Origin of the sequence: Micromonospora sp. DT47 (assembly GCF_049844475.1) — a bacterium.
In the GTDB taxonomy this organism is placed as follows: domain Bacteria; phylum Actinomycetota; class Actinomycetes; order Mycobacteriales; family Micromonosporaceae; genus Micromonospora.
Window position 1 is genome coordinate 15,689 of record NZ_JBNCLC010000026.1, and the last position, 20,069, is coordinate 35,757.

The following is a 20,069-nucleotide window of genomic DNA, read 5'->3' on the forward strand; positions in this document are numbered from 1 at the left end:
GGTTCAGGCGGCCCAGTGGCCGCGGCTGCGGTAAACGTCGCGCAGCACGCCGACGTGATCGGTCATGATGCCATCCACTCCAAGATCAAGTAAGTCGTGCATCTGGGCGGGTTCGTCGATCGTCCAGACGTGCACCTGCAGTCCGAGACGGTGGCAGTAGGCGAGGAACCGGCGGTCCACCACGGGCACCCGGCCGTAGTGGGGCGGGACCTGGGCGGCGACCACCGACGGGGGCAGCCGCTGCGGCCGGCCGTGCAGCGAGGCCAGCCGCAGCCGGGCCACCCCGCGCATGCCCAGGCTGGTGGCGACCCGCCCCTGGGTCAGCGCCCGCAGCCGGGTCAGCCGGGCGTCGCTGAACGACGCCAGCAGCACCCGGTCGCCGGCGTCGGCCCGGGTCACGGTGGCCACCGTCGGCTCGACGCCGCGGTCGGCCTTGACGTCGATGTTGAACCGGACCTGCGGCCAGGCGTCCAGGACCTCGTCGAGCCGGGGTACGACGGCGGCGCCGCCGACGCGTACCGAGGCGAGGTCGGCCCAGCGCAGGTCGGCGATGCGCCCCGACTCGCCGGTGACCCGCCGCAGGGTGGTGTCGTGGAAGACCACGGCCACCCCGTCGGCGGTGCCGTGCACGTCGGTCTCCACGTACCGGTAGCCGAGGCCGACCGCCCGGGCGAACGCCTCGGCGGTGTTCTCGTCGCCGTCGGCGGCGCCGCCGCGGTGGGCGAAGGCCAGCGGCGCGGGGCCTTCGAGGTAGCCGTATCGGGTCAGCACGCCGCGCAGTATGCCGGTCGGCGGTGACCGGTTGGCGTGGTGCGCCGGGTGTTGCCGGCACGGCGCCGCGGACAGTAGGTTCAACGTCGTGACTGCCGGGTCGGCCATGGGCCACGAGCGGACAGGGCACCCGGCGAGCGCGTGAGCCGCGGGCGGGCCCGAGGTCCGCCGCCTGCTCCGCACCACACCATCGGCCCTCCGCCGGGCGGGTGACGTGCCCCCGCCACCGCGCACCGCTTCCCCGAGGCCACCGCGCACCGCTTCCCCGAGGCCGTCGGTCGACGGCCCGTGTCCCCATCTTTCGTTCCGCCGTGTCCACGCGCGGCGGACCCCACTGCCTGGAGCACTGACACGCATGCCCAATGCCATGAATAAGCAGATCATCGAGGAGTTCCGCGCCAACGGCGGACGCGTCGGCGGGTGGTTCGAGGAAGCCCGGCTGCTCCTGCTGACCACCACGGGGGCGCGCTCCGGCGCCCCGCACACCACCCCACTGGGATACCTGCCCGACGGCGGCGAGCGGGTCCTGGTCATCGCCTCCGCCGGGGGCGCGCCGAGGGACCCGCAGTGGTTCCGCAACGTGCTCGCCGACCCGCTGGTCACCGTGGAGGACGGTGTCTTCACCTACCGGGCGCGGGCGGAGGTGCTCGCCGGGGTCGAGCGGGACCGGGCCTTCGCCCGCGCGGCCGAGGCCGACCCGGGGTGGGCGGACTACCAGGACCGGTCGGGCCGGGTCCTGCCGGTGGTGGCGCTGGTGCCGCTTCCCGGCCCGCCGACGCCGGCCGCGGCCTCCCCGGGGGCCGCGCTGAAGAGCGTGCACGACGCGTTCCGGCGGGAGCTCGCGTCGATCCGCCGGGAGGTCGACGCCGCCGGGTCGACGGTCGGCGCCCAGTTGCGGGTGAACTGCCTGACCCTGTGCCAGGGCCTGCGCCACCACCACCGGGGCGAGGACGAGCGGGTGTTCCCCTGGCTGGCCGGGGCGCGGCCCGACCTGGCCCCGGCGCTGGACCGGCTCGCCGCCGAACACCGGACGATGGCGGCGCTGCTGGACGAGTTGGGAAAGATCCTCGCCGCCGCCGACACCGATCCGGCGGTGCTGCGCGCCGAGGTGGCCCGGCTGACCGGCGCGGTGGAGGCGCACCTGACGTACGAGGAGGAGCAGTTGTTGCCGGTGCTGGACGCGTCGGCCTGACGTCGGGGGGTCCCGCCGTCCGCCGGGTCAGCCCGGCGGGCGGCGGCGGTGCTGACGGCTGGTGTCGACCGGGCGGCCCGGGTCGACGTGGCGGGGCCGGTCGGGCTCGTCGGGGCGTAGCGGCACCAGGGCGTCGGTGATCGCGTCGGTGATCCGGTCGGTGCCCTGCAGCGCGGCGCCGGATGTGCCGTGGGTCAGGTCGCGCAGGTCGAGCGGGTCGCCGAAGCGGACCCGGATGACCGGGCGGCGCAGCAGCGACCGGGCGATGCCGCGCAAGATGCCCTGGGGCGCCCGGTAGGGGAGCACCTCGTGCGAGCCCCACTGGGCGACCGGGATGATCGGGGCACCGCAGGCGAGGGCGAGGCGGGCCGCGCCGGTCTTGCCGCGTTCGGGCCACATGCCGGGGTCCAGGCCGATGCGCCCCTCGGGGTAGACCAGCACCACCGAGCCGGCGGCGACCGCGGCGGCGGCGTCGTCGAGGGCCCGGTGCACGGCGGCGGTGCCCCGGTCGACGCGCAGGTGCCCGGCCCGGCGCATGAGGGTGCCGAGGACGGGGGCGCGGAACAGGCCGCCGGTGGCCATGAACCGGGGCGCGACGCCCCGGGCCCGGCAGGCGGCGGCGAGCACCACCGGGTCGAACGGGCTGATGTGGTTGGCGGCCACGATCAGCGGTCCGCGGCGCAGGTGCGCCGGCACGTCGCCGGTGATCTCCAAACGGGCGAGCGCGCCGACGATCAGCCGGGCGACCAGTTGGGCGGCACGCCAGAGCAGCGGCGGCTGCCAGGGGGTGGTGTTCATCAGGGGTGGATGGTGTCATGCGCCAGGGTGGGCGTGGGACCCGATCCCGGGCCCTGCGGCAGAGGTGATCAGGGTCATTGGTCCCGGGCCGGATCGGGACCCCCGGCCCTGCCGACTTTGCTACGACGAGCTGTAGTATTTACTACGTCTCGTAGTAAGAGCAGCTGGGGGTTTCAGGTGGACGCGTTGGACGTCGCCCGCTGGCAGTTCGGTGTCACCACCGTCTACCACTTCCTTTTCGTGCCGTTGACCATCGGCCTGTCCGTCCTGGTCGCCATCCTGCAGACCATGTGGCACCGCACCGGAAACGAGCGGTACCTGAAGCTGACCAAGTTCTACGGCAAGCTGTTCCTGATCAACTTCGCGATGGGCGTGGTCACCGGCATCGTGCAGGAGTTCCAGTTCGGCATGAACTGGAGCGACTACTCCCGCTTTGTCGGCGACATCTTCGGCGCCCCCCTCGCCATCGAGGCCCTGGTCGCGTTCTTCCTGGAGTCGACCTTCATCGGCCTGTGGATCTTCGGCTGGGACCGGCTGCCCAAGCGGCTGCACCTGGCCAGCATCTGGGTCGCCGCGATCGGCACCAACCTCAGCGCGTACTTCATCCTCGCCGCGAACTCGTTCATGCAGAACCCGGTGGGCTACCGGATCAACCCGGACACCGGCCGGGCCGAGCTGACCGACTTCATCGCCGTGCTGACCAACAAGGTCGCGCTGGTCACCTTCCCGCACACCCTGGCCGGCGCGTTCCTGGTCGCCGGCTCGCTGATCGTCTCCGTCGGCCTGTGGCACGTGATCCGCAACCGCGACAGCGCCGACACCGGCGCCTACCGGTTCGCCACGAAGTTCGGCTCCTGGGTGGTCCTGGTCTCCTCGGCGCTGGTGCTGTTCACCGGCGACATCCAGGGCAAGATCATGACGCAGGTGCAGCCGATGAAGATGGCCGCCGCCGAGGGCCTCTACACCACCGAGAGCCCCGCCTCGTTCTCCGTGCTCACCGTCGGCAGCCTCGACGGCAGCCGCGAGGTCTTCGCGCTCAAGATCCCGCACCTGCTGTCGTACCTGGGCACCGGCGACCCCAACGGCACCGTGCACGGCATCAACGACCTGCAGGCCCAGTACGCCAGCCAGTACGGCGCCGGCAGCTACACCCCGATCATCCCGGTCACCTACTGGAGCTTCCGCTTCATGATCGGCTTCGGGATGGCCGCCGCCGCGATCGCCCTGCTGGTGCTCTGGGCTCAGCGCAAGGGCCGCACCCCGACCAGCCGGTGGCTGCTGCGCGCCGGCCTGGTCATGCCCGTGCTGCCGCTGCTGGCCAACTCCTTCGGCTGGATCTTCACCGAGATGGGCCGCCAACCGTGGATCGTCTTCGGCGAGATGCTCACCCGCGACGGCGTGTCCCGCAGCGTGTCGCTGACCGAGGTGCTCACCTCGTTCACCGCCTTCACGCTGATCTACGCCACCCTCGCCGTCATCGAGTTCACGTTGCTGGTCCGCTACGCCCGCGCCGGCGTACCCGACGTCACGCCGGCCCCCGTTCCCGACGACACCGACGACGCCGAGCGCCCGCTCGCCTTCGCCTACTGATCCCGGAGCCCATCGTGGAACTGACCACCATCTGGTTTCTCCTCGTGGCCGTGCTCTTCACCGGCTACTTCATCCTCGAAGGCTTCGACTTCGGCGTCGGCATGCTGCTGCCCGTGCTCGGCCACGACGACCGGGAACGCCGCGTCCTGATCAACACCATCGGCCCGGTCTGGGACGGCAACGAGGTCTGGCTGATCACCGCCGGCGGCGCGATGTTCGCCGCCTTCCCCGAGTGGTACGCCACCCTGTTCTCCGGCTTCTACCTGCCGCTGCTGCTGATCCTGCTCGCGCTGATCGCCCGCGGCGTGGCCTTCGAATACCGGCACAAGCGCCCCGAGGCGTCCTGGAAGCGCCGCTGGGACGCGGCGATCTTCTTCGGCTCGGTGGTGCCGGCGATCCTGTGGGGCGTCGCGTTCGCCAACATCCTGCGCGGCGTGCCGCTGGACGCCGACCACGAGTACGTCGGCGGCCTGCTCGACCTGCTCAACCCGTACGCCCTGCTCGGCGGGGTGACCACCGCGGCGCTGTTCCTCACCCACGGCGCGGTGTTCATCGCCCTGAAGACCACCGGAGACATCCGCGAGCGGGCCGGCGCCCTCGCCGTCAAGCTCGGCGTCGGCACCGCGGTGGTCGCGGTGGCGTTCCTGGCCTGGACGCTGAGCATCCGCTCCAGCGCGGCCGCCGTCGTGTTCGCCGTCGGCGCGGCCCTCGCCCTCGTCGCCGGTCTGGCCGCCGCCGGGGTACGCCGGGAGGGCTGGGCGTTCACCGGCACCGCCGTGGCGATCGCCCTGGCGGTGGCGACCCTGTTCGCGGCGCTGTTCCCGAACGTGATGCCGTCGACCCTGGACGCGGCCGGCACGCTGACGGCGACCAACGCCGCCTCCACCCCGTACACACTGAAGATCATGACGTGGGTGGCGGTGGTCTTCACCCCGATCGTGCTGGCGTATCAAGGTTGGACCTACTGGGTGTTCCGCAAGCGGATCGGGGTAGTGAACATCCCGCAACACTGATAGCGCGCAGGTGGGGCGCGAGGGTCGCGGGGCCGGTGCGAGGGGGTCGCACCGGCCCCGCGGTGCGTCCGCCGCCCGGCTACGAACCGGCGCCCTGGTCGGTGGCGGCCGCCAGGGCGGCGTCGGCCCGCTCGGTCACCCGGGTGAGCACCCGAGCGGCGACGGCCAGGTCGTCGGCCGGGATGTCGGCGTAGAGCCGCGCGGTGATGCCGGCGACCGCGTCGGCGATCCGGCCCCGCAGCGCCCGACCGGCCTCGGTGAGCCCCACCTGGTGGCCGGGGAGTGCCTCCACGAGGGCGGCGTCGGTCAGCTCGGTGAGCGTGGTCGCCGCCGCCCATTCGTCGATCTTCAGGCCGCCGGTGATCCGGCCCACCAGCCCGGAGCGGCTCATGACGCCACCGGCGTCGGCGACGGCGGTGAGCGCGACCGACTGGGGGAAGGAGACCCCGTGGCGGGCCAGCTCGCGTTCGAGGACTGCCCGGGTGGCGTGGTGGGCCAGGCCGATGACCCGGCCGTTGAGGGTCGCGGTGGACATGGTCGCTCCTTCGTTCGCGGAAAGATTGGTTGAACCAACGTTGGTCCTGCCAACGTAACAGAGATCGTGGGGGCGGCCAACGATTCCTGGTACGGTGCGACCCATGGAGCCCACCACCGGTCCGCAGGCACCCGCCCGACTGCGTGCCACGCCGAGCTGGCTGCTCACCCAGACCGCCGTGCACGCCGGCCGCCTGGTCGGCGAGGGACTGGGCGCCGTCGACGCGCGCGGCTACCACTACCGGCTGCTCGCCGCGCTGGACGAGGTCGGTCCGGCCAGTCAGGCCGAACTCGGCCGCCGGTGCGGAATCGACCGCAGCGACGTGGTGGCCGTCGTCAACGAGCTGACCGCCAGGGACCTGGTCCGCCGCTCACCGGACCCGGCCGACCGGCGCCGCAACGTGGTCACCCTAACCCCCGCCGGCCGGCGGCAGCTGCACCGGATGGGGGAGGCCCTCGACCGGGTCCAGGACACCCTGCTGGCCCCGCTGTCCGCCCCGGAACGCGACGAGCTGACCCGCCTGCTGACCCGCCTGCTGGACCACCACGCCGGCCGTTGAGGGGACGCCCGACAAGATCCACGACGGCTATCGTGGGCGGATGGCCATCACCGTGCGCGAACTCGACCCCGAGGAACTGGCCGACGCCTGGAAGCTGGGCCGGTTCGCCTTCGGCTCCGACCCGCAACCGCCACCGCACGTCACCGCGCCGATCCCCGGCATGACCCGCTGGGGCGCCGTCGACGACACCGGCCGGCTCGTCGGCAAGGCCGTCGACCTGCACCACGACCAGTGGTGGTCCGGGCGACGGCTGCCCGCCGCCGACGTCGGCGGCGTCGCCGTCGCCGCCGAGGCCCGCGGCCGGGGTGTCGCCCGCGCCCTGCTCACCGCCCTGCTCCGCGGCGCCCACGACCGCGGTGCGGCGGTCAGCGCCCTGTTCCCTACGATCAGCGCCCCCTACCGCGCCTGCGGCTGGGAGATCACCGGCGTCATGCGCACCGTGGACCTGCCCACCGCCGCGCTGCCCCGGCACCGGCCCGCCCCGCACCTCACCGTCCGCGCCGGCACACCGGCCGACATGCCCGCCGTCACCGCGCTCTACGCGCACGTCGTGCGGGACCGCAACGGCCCGCTCACCCGCCAGGGCGAACTGTTCGACCACTTCCTCGACCGCCTCGCCGCCGACGGCGCCCTGCCCTTCGACGGCCTCACCCTCGTCGAGGACGACGGGCGGCTCGTCGGCTACGCCAGCTGGAACCGTGGCCGCGGCTACGGCGCCGACGCCGTCCTCACCGTCGAGGACGTGCTCGCCGCCACCCCCGACGCCGCCCGGGAACTCGTCGGCGTCCTCGGCAGCTGGGCCAGCGTCACCCCGACCCTGCGGCTGCGGCTGCTCGACGGCGACGCGGTCACCGTCCAGCTGCCCCTGGAAGCCGCCCGCGACCACGAACGCGAACTCTGGATGCACCGGCCCGTCGACGTCGTCCGCGCGGTGACGGGCCGCGGCTGGCCCACCCACGTCCGGGGCAGCGTCGACTTCGCCCTCGACGACGACCTGGCCGACTGGAACACCGGCACCTGGCGCCTGGAGGTGGCCGACGGGGACGCCCAGCTCACCCGGGTCGCCGCCGAGGCGGACCTGCGGCTGACCGTCCGCGGCTTCGCCCTGCTGTACAGCGGCGCCACCGCCCGGTCGGTCGCCCACGCGGGTCTGCTGCACTGCGCCACCGGAACGGACCCGGCCGCCCTGGACCTGCTCGGCGCCGGCGGACCGGCACACCTGCTCGACTACTTCTGAGCCGCACCCGTCCCGATGGCCCACTTAATACACCTGACCCCGCAGCGCCTCGCCCTGCGCGCGGCCCGCACCGGGATCCCCGCCCGCGCTCACGGACGCACCGGCGAACGCGGCGTGTACTGCATGCCCGTCCTGGCGTCGCACACCCTGACCCACCAGTGGACGCGGGAACTGCGACGCCGGCAGGCCGGACCGCTGATGGCCGTCGACCTGCGCCTCGACGACGACGAACCGGTGACTGTGGGCCACTACGCCGGCACCCCGCGACGACTCACCGCCGCGCAGGCCGCCGCGGAGATCCGGCAGCTCGACGACCCCCGCGGCCACGAGGTCTTCGTGCCCCGCGCCATCACCGCGAAGGAGGTCCGGCGGGTACGCGCCGTCCGCCAGGGGATCGGCTGGCGGTACCTGCCCGACGCGCACGGGCAACGGCCCTGCGCCTGCCCCCGCTGCCTGGGCCGCGGCGACTACGGCGCGGCCCGGATCCGCGCCCGCTACGACCCCGACCCGCCCGGCCCGACCAAGCCCCAACTGATGGCCGCCCTCCGCGCGGCGGAGACCTCCGACCAGATCACCGAGGCGCTGTGGGCCCTCGGCGGACGGCGGCGCGGCGGCGCGGAAGAGCTGGAACACCTGGTCGACCATCCCGACCCCGAGGTCCGCGACACCCTCGCCGACCTGCTCCAGAACTACCGCGGCCGCGCCGCCCGGGAACTGCTGACCCGGCTCGGGCGGCACGGCCGCTGAGCGCCCGAGCGCCGCCGCCGACCGGAGCGGCACCGCTCAACGGGCCTCGCGCAGCTCCGCCAACCGCGCCTCGATCTCCGCCAGCTCGGCGCGCAGCCTGTCGGCCTGCTGCTCCGCCTCCGCCCGCTCCGCGCCCAGGATCTGCTCCACCGCCTCCTGCACGCCCGGCACGTCCACCAGCGCCACCATCCTCAACGCCTCCGCCGGCTTCACCACGTACGGCTTCGCCAGGGCCTTGCTGCCCTGCTGCGCCGCCACCGTCCACTCGCCGTCGGCGTACGCCAGGGTCACCGTCAGACCCGCCGGGCCCTTCGCCTTGACAGCCTTCACCGCCCGCCGCGGCGCCGGCTTCGCCTCCACCTGCTCCACCTTCGGCTCCTCCCGACGCGGCGCCGGCACCCGCGGGGTGTCCAGCACGAACTCCGGCTCCGCCGGCCCGGCCGGCTGCTCGACCTCCGGCTCCGGCTTGGGCTCCGCCGCCTTGCGGCCCGCGCCGCGCGGCGCCACCGCCACGTCGGCGGGGGAGAAGGGCAGCTCGTCCCGGCCGAACCGGACCACCACGAACTCGTCGGACACCTCGGGGTCGGTCAACTCCACCACCTGACCCACCTGACCGGCGATCTGACCGGCCGAGGCGGTGAACACCACCCTGGGCTTGCGACCCGCCGCCAACGCCTCCCGGATGCTCCGCACCTCGTCAGTGGACAAACCCTGGCCCGCCATCACAGCCCTCTTCCGTACACGTGTTTGATTCCTGCCTTGATACCAGCCGGCTGCGACAGACGGAAGATCAACCCCCGAGGGCCCGCAACGCCTGATCGGCGTGACCGTTCATGTCCAGCTCGCTGTGGATCACCGCGAGCACCCGCCGGTCCGGACCGATCACGAACGTCATCCGCCGCATGCTCAACGGCCCCAACGGCAACCGCCGGCGCACCCCGAACGCCTCCGCCACCGTCCCGTCGACGTCCGACAACAGCGGATAGTCGAACCCGTGCCGCCGGGAGAACTCCGCCTGCTTCTCCACCGGATCCCGGCTGATCCCCACCCGGGACGCCCCCACCGCCGCGAACTCCGCCGCCAGATCCCGGAAATGGCAGCTCTCCGCGGTGCACCCGCGGGTCATCGCCGCCGGGTAGAAGAACAACACCACCGGACCGGCCGCCAGCAGCTCCGACAGCCGCCGGGGCGTACCCGTCTCGTCCGGCAGCTCGAAATCCTCGACCACGTCACCGACGCCCACACCCACCGCGCACCTCCACCGCCGACCGAACCCGACGGGCGGAGCCTAGGCGATCACCCCCACACCGCGGCCACCTCGTCCACCACCGACGCCGCCTGCGCCCACCCCGCCCGCGCCGCGCCCGCCCGCCGCGCCGGATCCAGCACGTTGCGGCCGATCGCCGCCCGCGCCGCCCGGTCCGGCGACACCACCACCACCCGCGCCGACTCGCGCAACGCCGCCACCTGCGCCGACAACCGCGGCATCGGCCCGAACGCCGACGTCATCGGCGCCAACACCACCACCGCCCGCGCACCCTCCGCCAGGTCCGCGTTCACCGCCGATCGCACCCCACCGTCGACGTACCGGCCCGCACCGATCGTCACCGGCGGCCACACCCCCGGCACCGCGCAACTCGCCCCCACCGCGTCCACCAGCGACACCCCACTGCCGGCGTCGAACACCACGAACTCACCCGAGGCCGCGTCCACCGCCGTCACCAGCAACCGCCGCGCCGGCCACTCCCGAGCCGGCAACCGCGCCTCGATCACCGCCCGCCGCGACTCCTCAGACGGGGTACGCGCCGCCACCGCCATCGCACCCACCCGCGCCCGCGCCCGCACCGCGTCCCGGGTACGGCCACCCGCCCACACCAGCCGCGCCGCCGCCGCCAACCCGAACCGCGTCACCACCTCACCCCGCGCCGGCGCCAACTGCGCCTGGTACGACTCGACCACCGACCGCCCGGAACACAACTGCGCGCCCACCACCGAACCCGCCGACGTGCCCACCACCAGATCCGCGTCCGCCAGCGCCACCCCCCGCTCGGCCAACCCCGCCAGCAGCCCCCACTCCCAGGCCACCCCGGTCACCCCGCCACCACCCAGCACCAACGCCCGCGACATCGCCACCACCCCCTCCCGCACCGGCCCGTGCCGGAAACGGTAACGTCGCCCCACGCACAGGGGGAGCACTGCATTGAATCCGGTCACAGTCATCACCGGCGGCAGCCGCGGCATCGGCGCCGCCACCGCCCGGCGGCTCGCCGCCGAGGGCCACCACGTCGCCATCGGCTACCGCCGCGACCACGACGCCGCCGCCCAGGTCGTCGCCGACATCCGCGCCCACGGCCGCCACGCTGTCGCCGTACCCGCCGACACCTGCGACCCCGACCAGGTCCAGTCGCTCTTCGACGCCGCCGCCGACCTCGGCCCACTCACCGGGCTGGTCAACAACGCCGGCGTCACCAGCCCCGTCGGACCCTTCACCGACCTGCGCGCCGACCACCTGCGCCGCGTCGTCGACGTCAACCTGATCGGCTACGTCCTCTGCGCCCAACAGGCCGCCCGCCGACTCACCACCGGCGGCGCCATCGTCAACATCTCCTCCGCCGCCGCCACCCTCGGCAGCCCGGGGGAGTACATCCACTACGCCGCCGTCAAGGCAGCCACCGACACCCTCACCATCGGCCTGGCGAAAGAACTCGCCCCCCGGGGCATCCGGGTCAACGCCGTCGCCCCCGGCATCATCCGCACCGACATCCACGCCGACTCCGGCGTACCCGACCGCGCCGACACCGCCGTCGGCCGCATCCCGCTCGGCCGCGCCGGCGAACCCGACGAGGTCGCCGGCGCCATCGCCTGGCTGCTCGGCCCCGACGCCACGTACACCACCGGCGCCGTGCTGCGCGTCTCCGGCGGACTCTGAACACGACGTGGGGGCGCAGGCCACCGCCCGCGCCCCCACGACCACGCCCGTCAGTTGATGAACAGCTTCGCCGCCGTGATCAGCGTCTGCACCACGCCGTACCCCAGCAGCGCCGACACCACCAACCAGGAGATCCACAACCGGGCCGTCTGCCCGTGTCGGTTGCCCTCGTACATCGCGTGCCGCTCCTCTCCGCCGCCACCGTCGCCGTACCCTCATCCGCGCCACGGGCGGCTTCTCCGCCACCCGCGCCGGATCGAACCCCGCCGGACGCCAGTCCTTCGCCGGCACCCGCACGTTGAACACCCGAACATCATGATCAGGAAGTAGCCGACGCCGAGCGCTCACCCCGACATCACGCCACGGAAACATCCGGCCCGACCCCGGCCACCCCGTCCCCGGCCACCATCTCCAGCCGGGGAATCAATTGCAACGCCAGGCGGGCCCGACCCGGACCCGGCATCCGGCGCGGCCCATACTTCGCGTCGAACAACGCGAACACCCGCGCCCGCTGCGCGTCCCCGTCCACCCGGGCCAGCCGGAACCGCGTCCCCGTCCAGCCGTCCATCGCCAACGCCCGGGCCACCTCCACCTCCAGCGCCCCGGCGCCGTGGTCGGTGAGCTGGTCCACCATCGGCGAACCGTCGATGCACCACCCGTCCGCCACCGCCACGAAGTGCACCGCGCAGGACCGCAGCACCACACCGTCGTGCCGCAGCGACACCGGCAGGCAGACGTACTCGTCCAACCGCCGGGTGCTCGGATGCCGCCACAACTCGTCGAAGCGGCTCTCCACGAACTCACCCAGCGGACTGGCCATGAACACCTCCAGGTGCGGAGCCGCGGACGCCCGCACCCCGACCGGGAAGAACGAGATCAACGCCTTGTCGTCCCACTGGAACATGTGCACCGTCGGCGAGGCGTCGTAGATCCGCACCTGCAACCGGGCCCGCGCCTCCGCGTCCAACGACTCGGCGAACTCGTTCAGCCGGCGCAGGTTGTCCGCGATCACCTCGCGGACGTTCACCGGCCGAATCTCCTCCGCCCGCTGCGACGCCGCCGCCGAATCCGGATCCAGCAGCAACACCCGGACCAGCACCCCGTTGCCCAACGCCGTCCGCAGCGCCCGTAGGAACCGGTCCCGCCCCGCCCCCTCCAACAGGTGGGAACCGATGTCCATGATGGAGACCGTCGATCCGGCCGCCGCCACGTGCGCACTGAACTCCGCATCGTCGAAACTCGGATGCTCCTCCACCCGGGACCGGCGCACCTCCTCGAACAACGGGTCGACGATCGCGTACGAGAACGCCACGATGACGATGCTGGCGCCGATGTTGAGCAGCAGCTCCTGGTTGTAGCCGGTGACCACCCGACCCCAGGTCAGCAGCCCCGCCGACACCGCCAACAGGCCCAGGAAACCGGCCGCGCGACGGCCACGCCACCGCAGGCTCCGACGGAGCACCCCCGCTATCCGTGTGCCCACGCGTCCTCCCCACTGGCGCAGGTGAGATCGATGATGCCCACCGCCATCGACCGACGCAACGACGACCGGACGGCACCGAGCCGTGGATCATGGCGGGGGAGCGTCCGGACCACGGAGAACGTCACATCGCAGATCCCACAATTGCCGGAAGGCAACAATTCCTTCCCGCTTCCCGATCCTGAGGGCGACACCGTCCTAGCCTCTCGATGCGACCAGCCGTCACCGCGCCGCGGGAGGGAAGAGTCATGCGCCCAATCGTCCGGCGGCTCTGCGCCGTCACGTTGGCAGGTCTGCTCACCGCGCTGACCACGCTCCAGGCGGGTCCCGCAGCCGCGGAGACGGCAACCATCAGCGGCCGCGTCCTCGATGCGCAGAGCGGTCTGCCCCCCGCCTTCGGGGCCTGCGTGACCGCCCATGACGACAACGACGGACACATCGTCGCCACCGCGTGCATCGACCTGCAGAGCGGTGCGTTCGCCGTCGACGGGCTGGAGTCCGGCGTGGGCTACCGGATCGAAGTCGGTTCGGGCGGCGACGCGTATCCGCTGGAGACGTGGCTGCCGGGCGGTCCGACGATCAACCACGCCGTACCGGTGGTCGCACCGGCCGTCCTGGACATCCCACTACCGCGCGCTGGCACGCTCACCGGCACGCTCACCCGATCCGACGGCGCTCCGGCCGCCGACCTGCCCGTGGTGGTCTGGCTGTCCGACCGCGAGGAGGCGTTCGGGCGTACGGCCACCACCGCGGCCGACGGAAGCTGGACGATCGGCCAGCTGTACCCGACGCCCTACAAGGTCTCCTTCGAATGCTGCTGGCCGGCCTGGGCCTACGGAAAGACCGACTGGTCCAGCGCCGACATCATCGACCTTCCCGCCGGCCAGACGGTACGGGTGGACGACACCTTCTACCTGCCGGCGACCATCAGCGGCCAGCTGAACGACGCCGTCACCGGGCAGCCGATCGAGGGCGCCTGTATCGAACTGCGCAGCGTCGACCCCGCGGGCGGCGGATACGTCCCCGGATGCACCGACGCCTCCGGCGCCTACCTGGCCGACTACGTGACGCCGGGCCAGTACAAGGTCATCTTCTACGACCCCCAGGGCCGATACGCGGCGACCTACTACGGAGGCGACAACCTGGCGTCGGCGACGGTCATCACCGTCGCACGCGGTGGCCGGGTCACCGGAGTCGACGGCCGCATGACGGCCGGCGCGACCCTCACCGGCCGTGTCGTCGACTCGCGGACCCGGCACCCGGTGGCCGGGATCTGTCCACTCGCGCACGCCGGTCGAGACGGCGATCCCGTCGACAACCAGCAGCAGGAGTGCTCCGACAGCGACGGCCGGTGGCGGGTGTCCGCCCTGCCCGCCAGGCCGACCACCATCCAGCTGTGGGGCGGCGGCGACCCGTACGGCGAGCAGTGGATCTACAACGCGCATACCCAGGCCAAGGCGACGGTGTTCACGCCGGAGGCCGGACGCACGACCAGCACCCGCGACGTACGACTCACCGCCGGCTGACCGGTCGTTACCTGATCATCGAGAAATGACGCCACCCCTTCCGGTGAGCATGGAGTCGTCAACGGCTGGCGTGCGGCGGCGGGAAACGGTGTAGCCGGTGGCGAGCACGCCGAAGGTGATGATGGCGATGGCGCAGAACAGCAGAGCCTTCCGGGCGCCGAGTGCGCTGACGAGAGGGCCGCCGAGCATGGTGCCCGCGGGCACGGCCACCACGGTGACGGCACCGTTGGCGGCGAGGACCTGTGTGCGGTTCGCGGCCGTGGTGCTGCGTTGGAACAGCGCCATCGCTGTGGGTACGTACGGGGCCCAGATCGCGCCGCCCACCGCGAACGACAGCAGTGACAGGCCGGGGGGCGCGCCCAGGCCCAGGGGCAGCATGGTGAGGCCGAAGCCCACGACGATCCCGATGGTGACGGTCCACAGCGACCATCGGCGCACGTAGCCGGTGGCCATGGCACCGACGAGGGCACCCGCCCCGAACGCCAGGTAGTACGTGCCGAGCAGGGCCGCCGAGGCATTCAGGTCGTGGGCGATGTAGAGGGGGAGTGCGACGTAGACGGGGCCGAAGAGGAAGAAGAACCCGAAACTCAGGGTGAGCAGGCCGAGCAGATTCGGCTGGCGGCGGATGACACCGAAGCCGGCGGTTCGTGAGACGCCGACCGGCGCCGGGACCGGCCGGTCGACCGAGGGTACGGCCCGGTGGTAGGTGAGAGCGAGGACGGCGAAGGTGCCCGCGTCGATGGCGATCACCCACACGGCGCCACCCCAGCTGATCAGCAATCCGGCCAGTGGAGGTCCGCCGATGGCGGCCACCTCGGCGACAGTGCTGAGAACGGCGTTGCCGGCGAGGTGGTGGCGTTGCGGCAGCGCCTCGGCGATCAGCGTGTAGCGCCCCGCCGAACCCCAGGAGTGCAACAGCGACGAGCAGGCCAGCAGCACGACGTACAGCCAGAGAGTCAACATCCCGAACGCGTGGGCCAGCGGGATCGCGGCCAGGGCGGCCGCCCGCAGCGTCGCGTCCCAGCCGGCCAGACGGGCACCGCTGAACCTCGCCAGCCGCCGGCCGAAGACCAGGGTGCCCACCACGCTGGGCAGGGTGTACGCCGCGACCGCGATGGCCACCCAGGTGCCGCTCCGCTCCGGCGGCGCCAGTTGCCACGCCAACCAGCTCACCGCGACGACCGCCATGCCATCACCCAGGGCGGACACCGCCAGACCGGGCAGGATCCGGCGCAACATCGGGTGGCTCAGCACCGCCCAGTACGGCGAGGAACGCGGGAAGCGGGGCGGCACCGTCTCGGGTCTCATCGGATCACTCGACACGACCGGCAGCAGCGAGATCAACGAAGGTCGCTGTCGGCAGAATCCGCTGACAGCCGAACGCAGATCCTTCGTCGTGGTGGCGGCATGAGCCTCCGCGGACTGCTGACGAGACGTGGGACGGGTGGCGGATACCTCAGGGCCCGAGCAGGTCGAGGACGTAAGCGGAGCAGACCGGGGCAGAGCGGGCACGGAGTCGGGTGGGACGCCAGCGGCGCTAGGCAATTTCGGCACGATATGGCACGATCTCGTAGGTGACCAGCAGTCCCGCCGCGGCGCAGCACCTGCGCGACCTCGCGCTGCTGCGCCGCGTCCGCGACCGGATGGACCGGGAGTACGCGCAGCCGCTGGACGTCGAGGCGCTCGCCCGCGGGGTGAACATGTCGGCCGGTCATCTCAGCCGTCAGTTCAAGCTCGCGTACGGCGAGTCGCCGTACGCCTATCTGATGACGCGGCGCATCGAGCGCGCCATGGCGCTGCTGCGTCGTGGCGACCTCAGCGTCACCGAAGTCTGTTTCGCGGTCGGCTGCTCGTCGCTGGGCACCTTCAGCACCCGGTTCGCCGAGCTGGTCGGTGTGCCACCCAGCACCTACCGGGACCAGGCTGCGAGCGCGGCAGGCGAGATGCCGTCGTGCGTGTCGAGACAGGTGACCAGACCGATCAGGAATCGAGAAGCACGGGTGTCGGCGCCGCAACTAGCCTGAGCGCCATGGACATCACCATCTACTCGGCCTTCCTGCCGCACACCGACGCGGACGCGGCCCTGGTCTTCTACCGCGACACCCTCGGGTTCGAACTCCGCAACGACGTCGGCTACAACGGGATGCGCTGGCTCACGGTCGGCCACCCGGACCAGCCCGGCACGTCCCTTGTCCTGCATCCACCGGCCGCCGACCCCGGCATCACCGATGACGAGCGCCGCGTCATCGCCGAGATGATGGCCAAGGGGACCTACGCCATCCTCACCCTGGCCACCCCGGACCTCGACGAGACCTTCGCGAAGCTGGAGTCCAGCGGCGCCGAGATCGTCCAGGAGCCGATCGAGCAGCCGTACGGCATCCGCGACTGCGCCGTCCGCGACCCTGCCGGCAACCTCCTCCGCATCAACGAGGTGCGCTGAGATGGCCGCCCTCAAGTCCGTCATCCTCGAAGTGCCCGACCCGGCAGCCGCCGAGGAGTTCTACGCCGCGTTCGGCGTCGGCGCTCACGTCGGCGTACGCGCTTCGGGGGAGCCGACGACCGGCTTCCGCGCGTTCACCCTGTCGGTCGTCGTGTCCCAGCCGAGCACCGTCGACAGCCTCATCGGCAGCGCTCTGGATGCTGGCGCCACGGTGCTGAAGCCGGCCAAGAAGAGCTTCTGGGGCTACGGCGGCGTCGTGCAGACCCCGGACGGGGCGATCTGGAAGGTCGCGACGTCGTCGAAGAAGGACACCGGCCCGGCCACCCGGGAGATCGACGACGTCGTGCTGCTGCTCGGAGTCGAGGACGTCAAGGAGACCAAGCGGTTCTACGTCGACCGCGGCCTCGCGGTGGGGAAGAGCTTCGGCGGCAAGTACGTGGAGTTCGACACCCCGTCGTCGCCGGTCAAGCTGGCGCTCTACGGACGGCGTGCCCTCGCCAAGGACGCGGGCGTCTCCCCGGACGGCACCGGATCGCACCGGATCGTCATCGGCACCGATGCCGAAAACTTCACCGATCCCGACGGGTTCATCTGGGAGAGCGCGTCCGCCTGAGGGCGCGATCGGGTAGACAAGGGCCGCTGCCGCGACGGCGGCCCGAGAGAGGGAGACACGAAAGCATGACCAAGAAGGCGGCCGCACCGGCGCCCGAGCAGCACGCTGCCGACAGCCACGATCTGATCCGCGTGCAGGGCGCCCGCGAGAACAACCTCAAGGACGTCAGCATCGAGCTGCCGAAGCGCCGGTTGACGGTCTTCACCGGCGTCTCGGGCTCGGGGAAGAGCTCGCTGGTGTTCGGCACGATCGCCGCGGAGTCGCAGCGGATGATCAACGAGACCTACAGCGCCTTCGTGCAGGGCTTCATGCCGACGCTGTCGCGGCCGGAGGTCGACGTGCTCGAAGGGCTGACGACCGCGATCATCGTCGACCAGGAGCGGATGGGCGCCAACCCCCGCTCCACCGTCGGCACCGCCACCGACGCCAACGCGATGCTGCGCATCCTCTTCAGCCGGCTCGGGCAGCCGCACATCGGCTCGCCCAACGCGTACTCCTTCAACGTCCCCTCGGTGAAGGCCAGCGGTGCGATCACCATCGAGCGCGGCGAAGGCAAGACCAAGACCGAGAAGGCCACCTTCAACCGGCTCGGCGGCATGTGTCCGCGCTGCGATGGCATGGGCTCGGTCACCGACTTCGACCTGTCCGCGCTGTACGACGACAGCTTGTCGCTCAGCGAGGGTGCGCTGACGATCCCCGGCTACAGCATGGACGGCTGGTACGGCCGCATCTTCAGTGGCTCCGGCTACTTCGACATGGACAAGCCGATCAAGAAGTTCACCAAGAAGGAGCTCCACGACCTGCTCTACCGGGAGCCGACCAAGATCAAGGTCGAGGGCATCAACCTCACCTACGAGGGCGTGATCACCAAGATCCAGAAGTCGATGCTCTCCAAGGACGTCGAGGCGATGCAGCCCCACATCCGCGCCTTCGTGCAGCGGGCGGTGACCTTCACGACCTGTCCCGAGTGCGACGGCACGCGGCTCAGCAAGGGGGCCCGGTCGTCGAAGATCGAGGGGAAGAACATCGCCGACGTCTGCTCGATGCAGATCAGCGACCTGGCGGACTGGGTCCGGGGCCTCGACGAGCCGTCGGTGGCACCGCTGCTGACCGGGCTGCAACACCTCCTCGACTCGTTCGCGGAGATCGGGTTGGGCTACCTCTCGCTCGACCGGCCGTCCGGGACCCTGTCCGGGGGAGAGGCGCAGCGCACCAAGATGATCCGCCACCTCGGCTCGTCGCTCACCGACGTCACCTACGTCTTCGACGAGCCCACGATCGGGCTGCACCCCCATGACATCGAGCGGATGAACGACCTGCTGCTGCAGCTGCGGGACAAGGGCAACACCGTGCTCGTCGTGGAGCACAAGCCCGAGACGATCGCGATCGCCGACCACGTCGTCGACCTCGGCCCCGGCGCCGGCACGGCGGGCGGCACCGTCTGCTTCGAGGGCACCGTTGAAGGGCTGCGGGGGAGCGACACCACCACCGGCCGCCATCTCGACGACCGGGCGACCCTCAAGGAGTCGGTGCGCTCGTCCTCCGGCACCCTGGAGATCCGCGGCGCGTCGACGCACAACCTCCAGGACGTGCACGTCGACCTCCCGCTCGGGGTGCTCTGCGTGCTGACCGGCGTCGCCGGCTCCGGCAAGAGCTCGCTGATCCACGGCTCGGTCGCCGGCCGTGACGGCGTGGTCGTGATCGACCAGGGCGCGATCCGCGGCTCGCGACGGAGCAACCCGGCGACGTACACCGGCCTGCTCGAACCGATCCGCAAGGCGTTCGCGAAGGCCAACGGCGTGAAGCCGGCGCTCTTCAGCTCCAACTCCGAGGGCGCGTGCCCCGCCTGCAACGGCGCCGGCGTCATCTACACCGACCTGGGCGTCATGGCCACCGTCGAGTCCACCTGCGAGGAGTGCGAGGGGAAGCGGTTCCAGGCGTCGGTGCTGGAGTACACGCTGGGCGGCCGGAACATCGCCGAGGTCCTCGCGATGCCGGTGACCGAGGCCGAGGAGTTCTTCGAGGACGGCGAGGCACGCACGCCGGCCGCCCACAAGATCCTCGACCGGCTCGCCGACGTCGGGCTCGGCTACCTCACCCTCGGCCAGCCGCTCACCACGCTGTCCGGCGGCGAGCGACAGCGGCTCAAGCTGGCCACCCAGATGGCCGAGAAGGGCGACGTCTACGTCCTCGACGAGCCGACCACCGGCCTGCACCTCGCCGACGTCGAGCAGCTGCTGGGGCTGCTGGACCGGCTCGTCGACTCCGGCAAGTCGGTCATCGTCATCGAGCACCACCAGGCGGTCATGGCGCACGCCGACTGGATCATCGACCTCGGCCCCGGCGCCGGCCACGACGGCGGCCGGATCGTCTTCGAGGGCACACCCGCCGACCTCGTCGCCGCCCGCTCCACCCTCACCGGCGAGCACCTCGCGGCCTACGTCGGCACCTGACCGAGGCTCTCGCGGACATCGCCACCTGAAACCACCCCTGACCTGCGATGGCTCAAGATAGTGAGACCCAGCCCCAGCTGTTCTCACTATCTTGAGCCAGGTCCAGGTTCTTGCCATGCGACCTTTGAGACGCTGCCTTCTTTCGCCAATGGGGGCGCGCCCGGGGCGGTTACTGTGCGTCACTCC

Annotated in this window: 21 protein-coding genes; 12 read left to right on the forward strand and 9 right to left on the reverse strand. The window is 71.9% G+C overall.

Going from position 1 to position 20,069, the window contains the following annotated elements; genetic code table 11:
• Nucleotides 1–3: 3 nt before the first annotated feature.
• Nucleotides 4–771, reverse strand: coding sequence for a glycerophosphodiester phosphodiesterase (locus ACLQ2U_RS27745; RefSeq protein ID WP_425753854.1), 768 nt, complete (start codon nt 769–771; stop codon nt 4–6).
• A 367-nt stretch (nt 772–1,138) separates the two neighbouring features.
• Between ACLQ2U_RS27745 and ACLQ2U_RS27750 the strand changes: the two genes are divergently transcribed.
• On the forward strand, nt 1,139–1,963 hold the full coding sequence (locus ACLQ2U_RS27750; RefSeq protein WP_425753855.1) for a nitroreductase/quinone reductase family protein: 825 nt from the start codon (nt 1,139–1,141) through the stop codon (nt 1,961–1,963).
• A gap of 27 nt (nt 1,964–1,990) precedes the next feature.
• On the opposite strand, the gene ACLQ2U_RS27755 is transcribed toward ACLQ2U_RS27750, so the two are convergent.
• Complete coding sequence (locus ACLQ2U_RS27755; protein WP_425753856.1) at nt 1,991–2,761, reverse strand: lysophospholipid acyltransferase family protein; 771 nt, start codon at nt 2,759–2,761, stop codon at nt 1,991–1,993.
• A 177-nt stretch (nt 2,762–2,938) separates the two neighbouring features.
• Between ACLQ2U_RS27755 and ACLQ2U_RS27760 the strand changes: the two genes are divergently transcribed.
• Together ACLQ2U_RS27760 and cydB are read left to right on the forward strand one after the other, a co-directional pair.
• Nucleotides 2,939–4,351 (forward strand): cytochrome ubiquinol oxidase subunit I, encoded by a 1,413-nt coding sequence (locus ACLQ2U_RS27760; protein ID WP_425753857.1) that lies wholly within the window; start codon nt 2,939–2,941, stop codon nt 4,349–4,351.
• Nucleotides 4,352–4,365: 14 nt separating this feature from the next.
• The gene (gene cydB, locus ACLQ2U_RS27765; protein ID WP_425753858.1) at nt 4,366–5,364 is read left to right on the forward strand and encodes a cytochrome d ubiquinol oxidase subunit II; all 999 of its coding nucleotides are present in this window, start codon (nt 4,366–4,368) and stop codon (nt 5,362–5,364) included.
• Between the two features lie 79 nt (nt 5,365–5,443).
• Here cydB and ACLQ2U_RS27770 read toward each other — a convergent pair whose 3' ends face one another.
• Complete coding sequence (locus ACLQ2U_RS27770; protein ID WP_425753859.1) at nt 5,444–5,899, reverse strand: MarR family winged helix-turn-helix transcriptional regulator; 456 nt, start codon at nt 5,897–5,899, stop codon at nt 5,444–5,446.
• A gap of 103 nt (nt 5,900–6,002) precedes the next feature.
• Here ACLQ2U_RS27770 and ACLQ2U_RS27775 point away from each other — a divergent pair, with 103 nt between their 5' ends.
• The 3 genes from ACLQ2U_RS27775 (at nt 6,003) to ACLQ2U_RS27785 (ending at nt 8,442) form a co-directional block, all read left to right on the forward strand.
• The gene (locus tag ACLQ2U_RS27775; RefSeq protein ID WP_425753860.1) at nt 6,003–6,458 is read left to right on the forward strand and encodes a MarR family winged helix-turn-helix transcriptional regulator; all 456 of its coding nucleotides are present in this window, start codon (nt 6,003–6,005) and stop codon (nt 6,456–6,458) included.
• A gap of 46 nt (nt 6,459–6,504) precedes the next feature.
• Complete coding sequence (locus ACLQ2U_RS27780; RefSeq protein WP_425753914.1) at nt 6,505–7,695, forward strand: GNAT family N-acetyltransferase; 1,191 nt, start codon at nt 6,505–6,507, stop codon at nt 7,693–7,695.
• A gap of 123 nt (nt 7,696–7,818) precedes the next feature.
• Nucleotides 7,819–8,442, forward strand: a complete 624-nt coding sequence (locus ACLQ2U_RS27785; RefSeq protein WP_425753861.1) for a HEAT repeat domain-containing protein — start codon at nt 7,819–7,821, stop codon at nt 8,440–8,442.
• A gap of 36 nt (nt 8,443–8,478) precedes the next feature.
• Here the strand turns inward: ACLQ2U_RS27785 and ACLQ2U_RS27790 are convergent, their stop codons facing one another.
• From ACLQ2U_RS27790 to ACLQ2U_RS27800, 3 genes are all read right to left on the reverse strand, one after another.
• On the reverse strand, nt 8,479–9,165 hold the full coding sequence (locus ACLQ2U_RS27790; protein WP_425753862.1) for a hypothetical protein: 687 nt from the start codon (nt 9,163–9,165) through the stop codon (nt 8,479–8,481).
• A gap of 67 nt (nt 9,166–9,232) precedes the next feature.
• Nucleotides 9,233–9,691: a peroxiredoxin gene (locus ACLQ2U_RS27795; protein WP_425753863.1), complete on the reverse strand. Its 459-nt coding sequence runs from the start codon at nt 9,689–9,691 to the stop codon at nt 9,233–9,235.
• A gap of 47 nt (nt 9,692–9,738) precedes the next feature.
• Complete coding sequence (locus tag ACLQ2U_RS27800; RefSeq protein WP_425753864.1) at nt 9,739–10,569, reverse strand: patatin-like phospholipase family protein; 831 nt, start codon at nt 10,567–10,569, stop codon at nt 9,739–9,741.
• 73 nt (nt 10,570–10,642) lie between these two features.
• On the opposite strand from ACLQ2U_RS27800, the gene ACLQ2U_RS27805 reads away from it, so the two are divergent.
• Nucleotides 10,643–11,371 carry an SDR family oxidoreductase gene (locus ACLQ2U_RS27805; protein ID WP_425753865.1) on the forward strand — a complete coding sequence of 243 codons (729 nt, stop codon included), beginning with the start codon at nt 10,643–10,645 and terminating at the stop codon, nt 11,369–11,371.
• Between the two features lie 50 nt (nt 11,372–11,421).
• On the opposite strand, the gene ACLQ2U_RS27810 is transcribed toward ACLQ2U_RS27805, so the two are convergent.
• Both ACLQ2U_RS27810 and ACLQ2U_RS27815 read right to left on the reverse strand, forming a co-directional pair.
• The gene (locus ACLQ2U_RS27810) at nt 11,422–11,547 is read right to left on the reverse strand and encodes an MFS transporter small subunit (RefSeq protein WP_425753866.1); all 126 of its coding nucleotides are present in this window, start codon (nt 11,545–11,547) and stop codon (nt 11,422–11,424) included.
• Nucleotides 11,548–11,726: 179 nt separating this feature from the next.
• Nucleotides 11,727–12,854: a hypothetical protein gene (locus tag ACLQ2U_RS27815; RefSeq protein ID WP_425753867.1), complete on the reverse strand. Its 1,128-nt coding sequence runs from the start codon at nt 12,852–12,854 to the stop codon at nt 11,727–11,729.
• Between the two features lie 245 nt (nt 12,855–13,099).
• Between ACLQ2U_RS27815 and ACLQ2U_RS27820 the strand changes: the two genes are divergently transcribed.
• Nucleotides 13,100–14,377: an MSCRAMM family protein gene (locus ACLQ2U_RS27820; RefSeq protein WP_425753868.1), complete on the forward strand. Its 1,278-nt coding sequence runs from the start codon at nt 13,100–13,102 to the stop codon at nt 14,375–14,377.
• Between the two features lie 15 nt (nt 14,378–14,392).
• On the opposite strand, the gene ACLQ2U_RS27825 is transcribed toward ACLQ2U_RS27820, so the two are convergent.
• Nucleotides 14,393–15,721 carry an MFS transporter gene (locus ACLQ2U_RS27825; protein WP_425753869.1) on the reverse strand — a complete coding sequence of 443 codons (1,329 nt, stop codon included), beginning with the start codon at nt 15,719–15,721 and terminating at the stop codon, nt 14,393–14,395.
• 299 nt (nt 15,722–16,020) lie between these two features.
• Between ACLQ2U_RS27825 and ACLQ2U_RS27830 the strand changes: the two genes are divergently transcribed.
• From ACLQ2U_RS27830 to ACLQ2U_RS27845, 4 genes are all read left to right on the forward strand, one after another.
• Nucleotides 16,021–16,401: a helix-turn-helix transcriptional regulator gene (locus ACLQ2U_RS27830; protein ID WP_425753915.1), complete on the forward strand. Its 381-nt coding sequence runs from the start codon at nt 16,021–16,023 to the stop codon at nt 16,399–16,401.
• Between the two features lie 5 nt (nt 16,402–16,406).
• On the forward strand, nt 16,407–16,817 hold the full coding sequence (locus ACLQ2U_RS27835; RefSeq protein ID WP_425753870.1) for a VOC family protein: 411 nt from the start codon (nt 16,407–16,409) through the stop codon (nt 16,815–16,817).
• A gap of 1 nt (nt 16,818) precedes the next feature.
• Entirely contained in the window at nt 16,819–17,430 is a 612-nt protein-coding gene (locus ACLQ2U_RS27840) for a glyoxalase (protein WP_425753871.1), read from the forward strand.
• A gap of 65 nt (nt 17,431–17,495) precedes the next feature.
• Entirely contained in the window at nt 17,496–19,883 is a 2,388-nt protein-coding gene (locus tag ACLQ2U_RS27845; protein WP_425753872.1) for an ATP-binding cassette domain-containing protein, read from the forward strand.
• The last annotated feature ends 186 nt before the right edge of the window (nt 19,884–20,069 follow it).

Excerpts from the sequence above, each read along its gene's own strand:
- ACLQ2U_RS27830 (WP_425753915.1), top strand. The coding sequence starts at position 16,021 with ATGGACCGGGAGTACGCGCAGCCGCTGGACGTCGAGGCGCTCGCCCGC.
- ACLQ2U_RS27820 (WP_425753868.1), top strand. The coding sequence starts at position 13,100 with ATGCGCCCAATCGTCCGGCGGCTCTGCGCCGTCACGTTGGCAGGTCTG.
- ACLQ2U_RS27755 (WP_425753856.1), bottom strand. The coding sequence starts at position 2,761 with ATGAACACCACCCCCTGGCAGCCGCCGCTGCTCTGGCGTGCCGCCCAA.
- ACLQ2U_RS27840 (WP_425753871.1), top strand. The coding sequence starts at position 16,819 with ATGGCCGCCCTCAAGTCCGTCATCCTCGAAGTGCCCGACCCGGCAGCC.
- ACLQ2U_RS27785 (WP_425753861.1), top strand. The coding sequence starts at position 7,819 with ATGCCCGTCCTGGCGTCGCACACCCTGACCCACCAGTGGACGCGGGAA.
- ACLQ2U_RS27845 (WP_425753872.1), top strand. The coding sequence starts at position 17,496 with ATGACCAAGAAGGCGGCCGCACCGGCGCCCGAGCAGCACGCTGCCGAC.
- ACLQ2U_RS27750 (WP_425753855.1), top strand. The coding sequence starts at position 1,139 with ATGAATAAGCAGATCATCGAGGAGTTCCGCGCCAACGGCGGACGCGTC.
- ACLQ2U_RS27800 (WP_425753864.1), bottom strand. The coding sequence starts at position 10,569 with ATGTCGCGGGCGTTGGTGCTGGGTGGTGGCGGGGTGACCGGGGTGGCC.
- ACLQ2U_RS27790 (WP_425753862.1), bottom strand. The coding sequence starts at position 9,165 with ATGGCGGGCCAGGGTTTGTCCACTGACGAGGTGCGGAGCATCCGGGAG.
- ACLQ2U_RS27770 (WP_425753859.1), bottom strand. The coding sequence starts at position 5,899 with ATGTCCACCGCGACCCTCAACGGCCGGGTCATCGGCCTGGCCCACCAC.
- ACLQ2U_RS27810 (WP_425753866.1), bottom strand. The coding sequence starts at position 11,547 with ATGTACGAGGGCAACCGACACGGGCAGACGGCCCGGTTGTGGATCTCC.
- ACLQ2U_RS27835 (WP_425753870.1), top strand. The coding sequence starts at position 16,407 with ATGGACATCACCATCTACTCGGCCTTCCTGCCGCACACCGACGCGGAC.
- ACLQ2U_RS27775 (WP_425753860.1), top strand. The coding sequence starts at position 6,003 with ATGGAGCCCACCACCGGTCCGCAGGCACCCGCCCGACTGCGTGCCACG.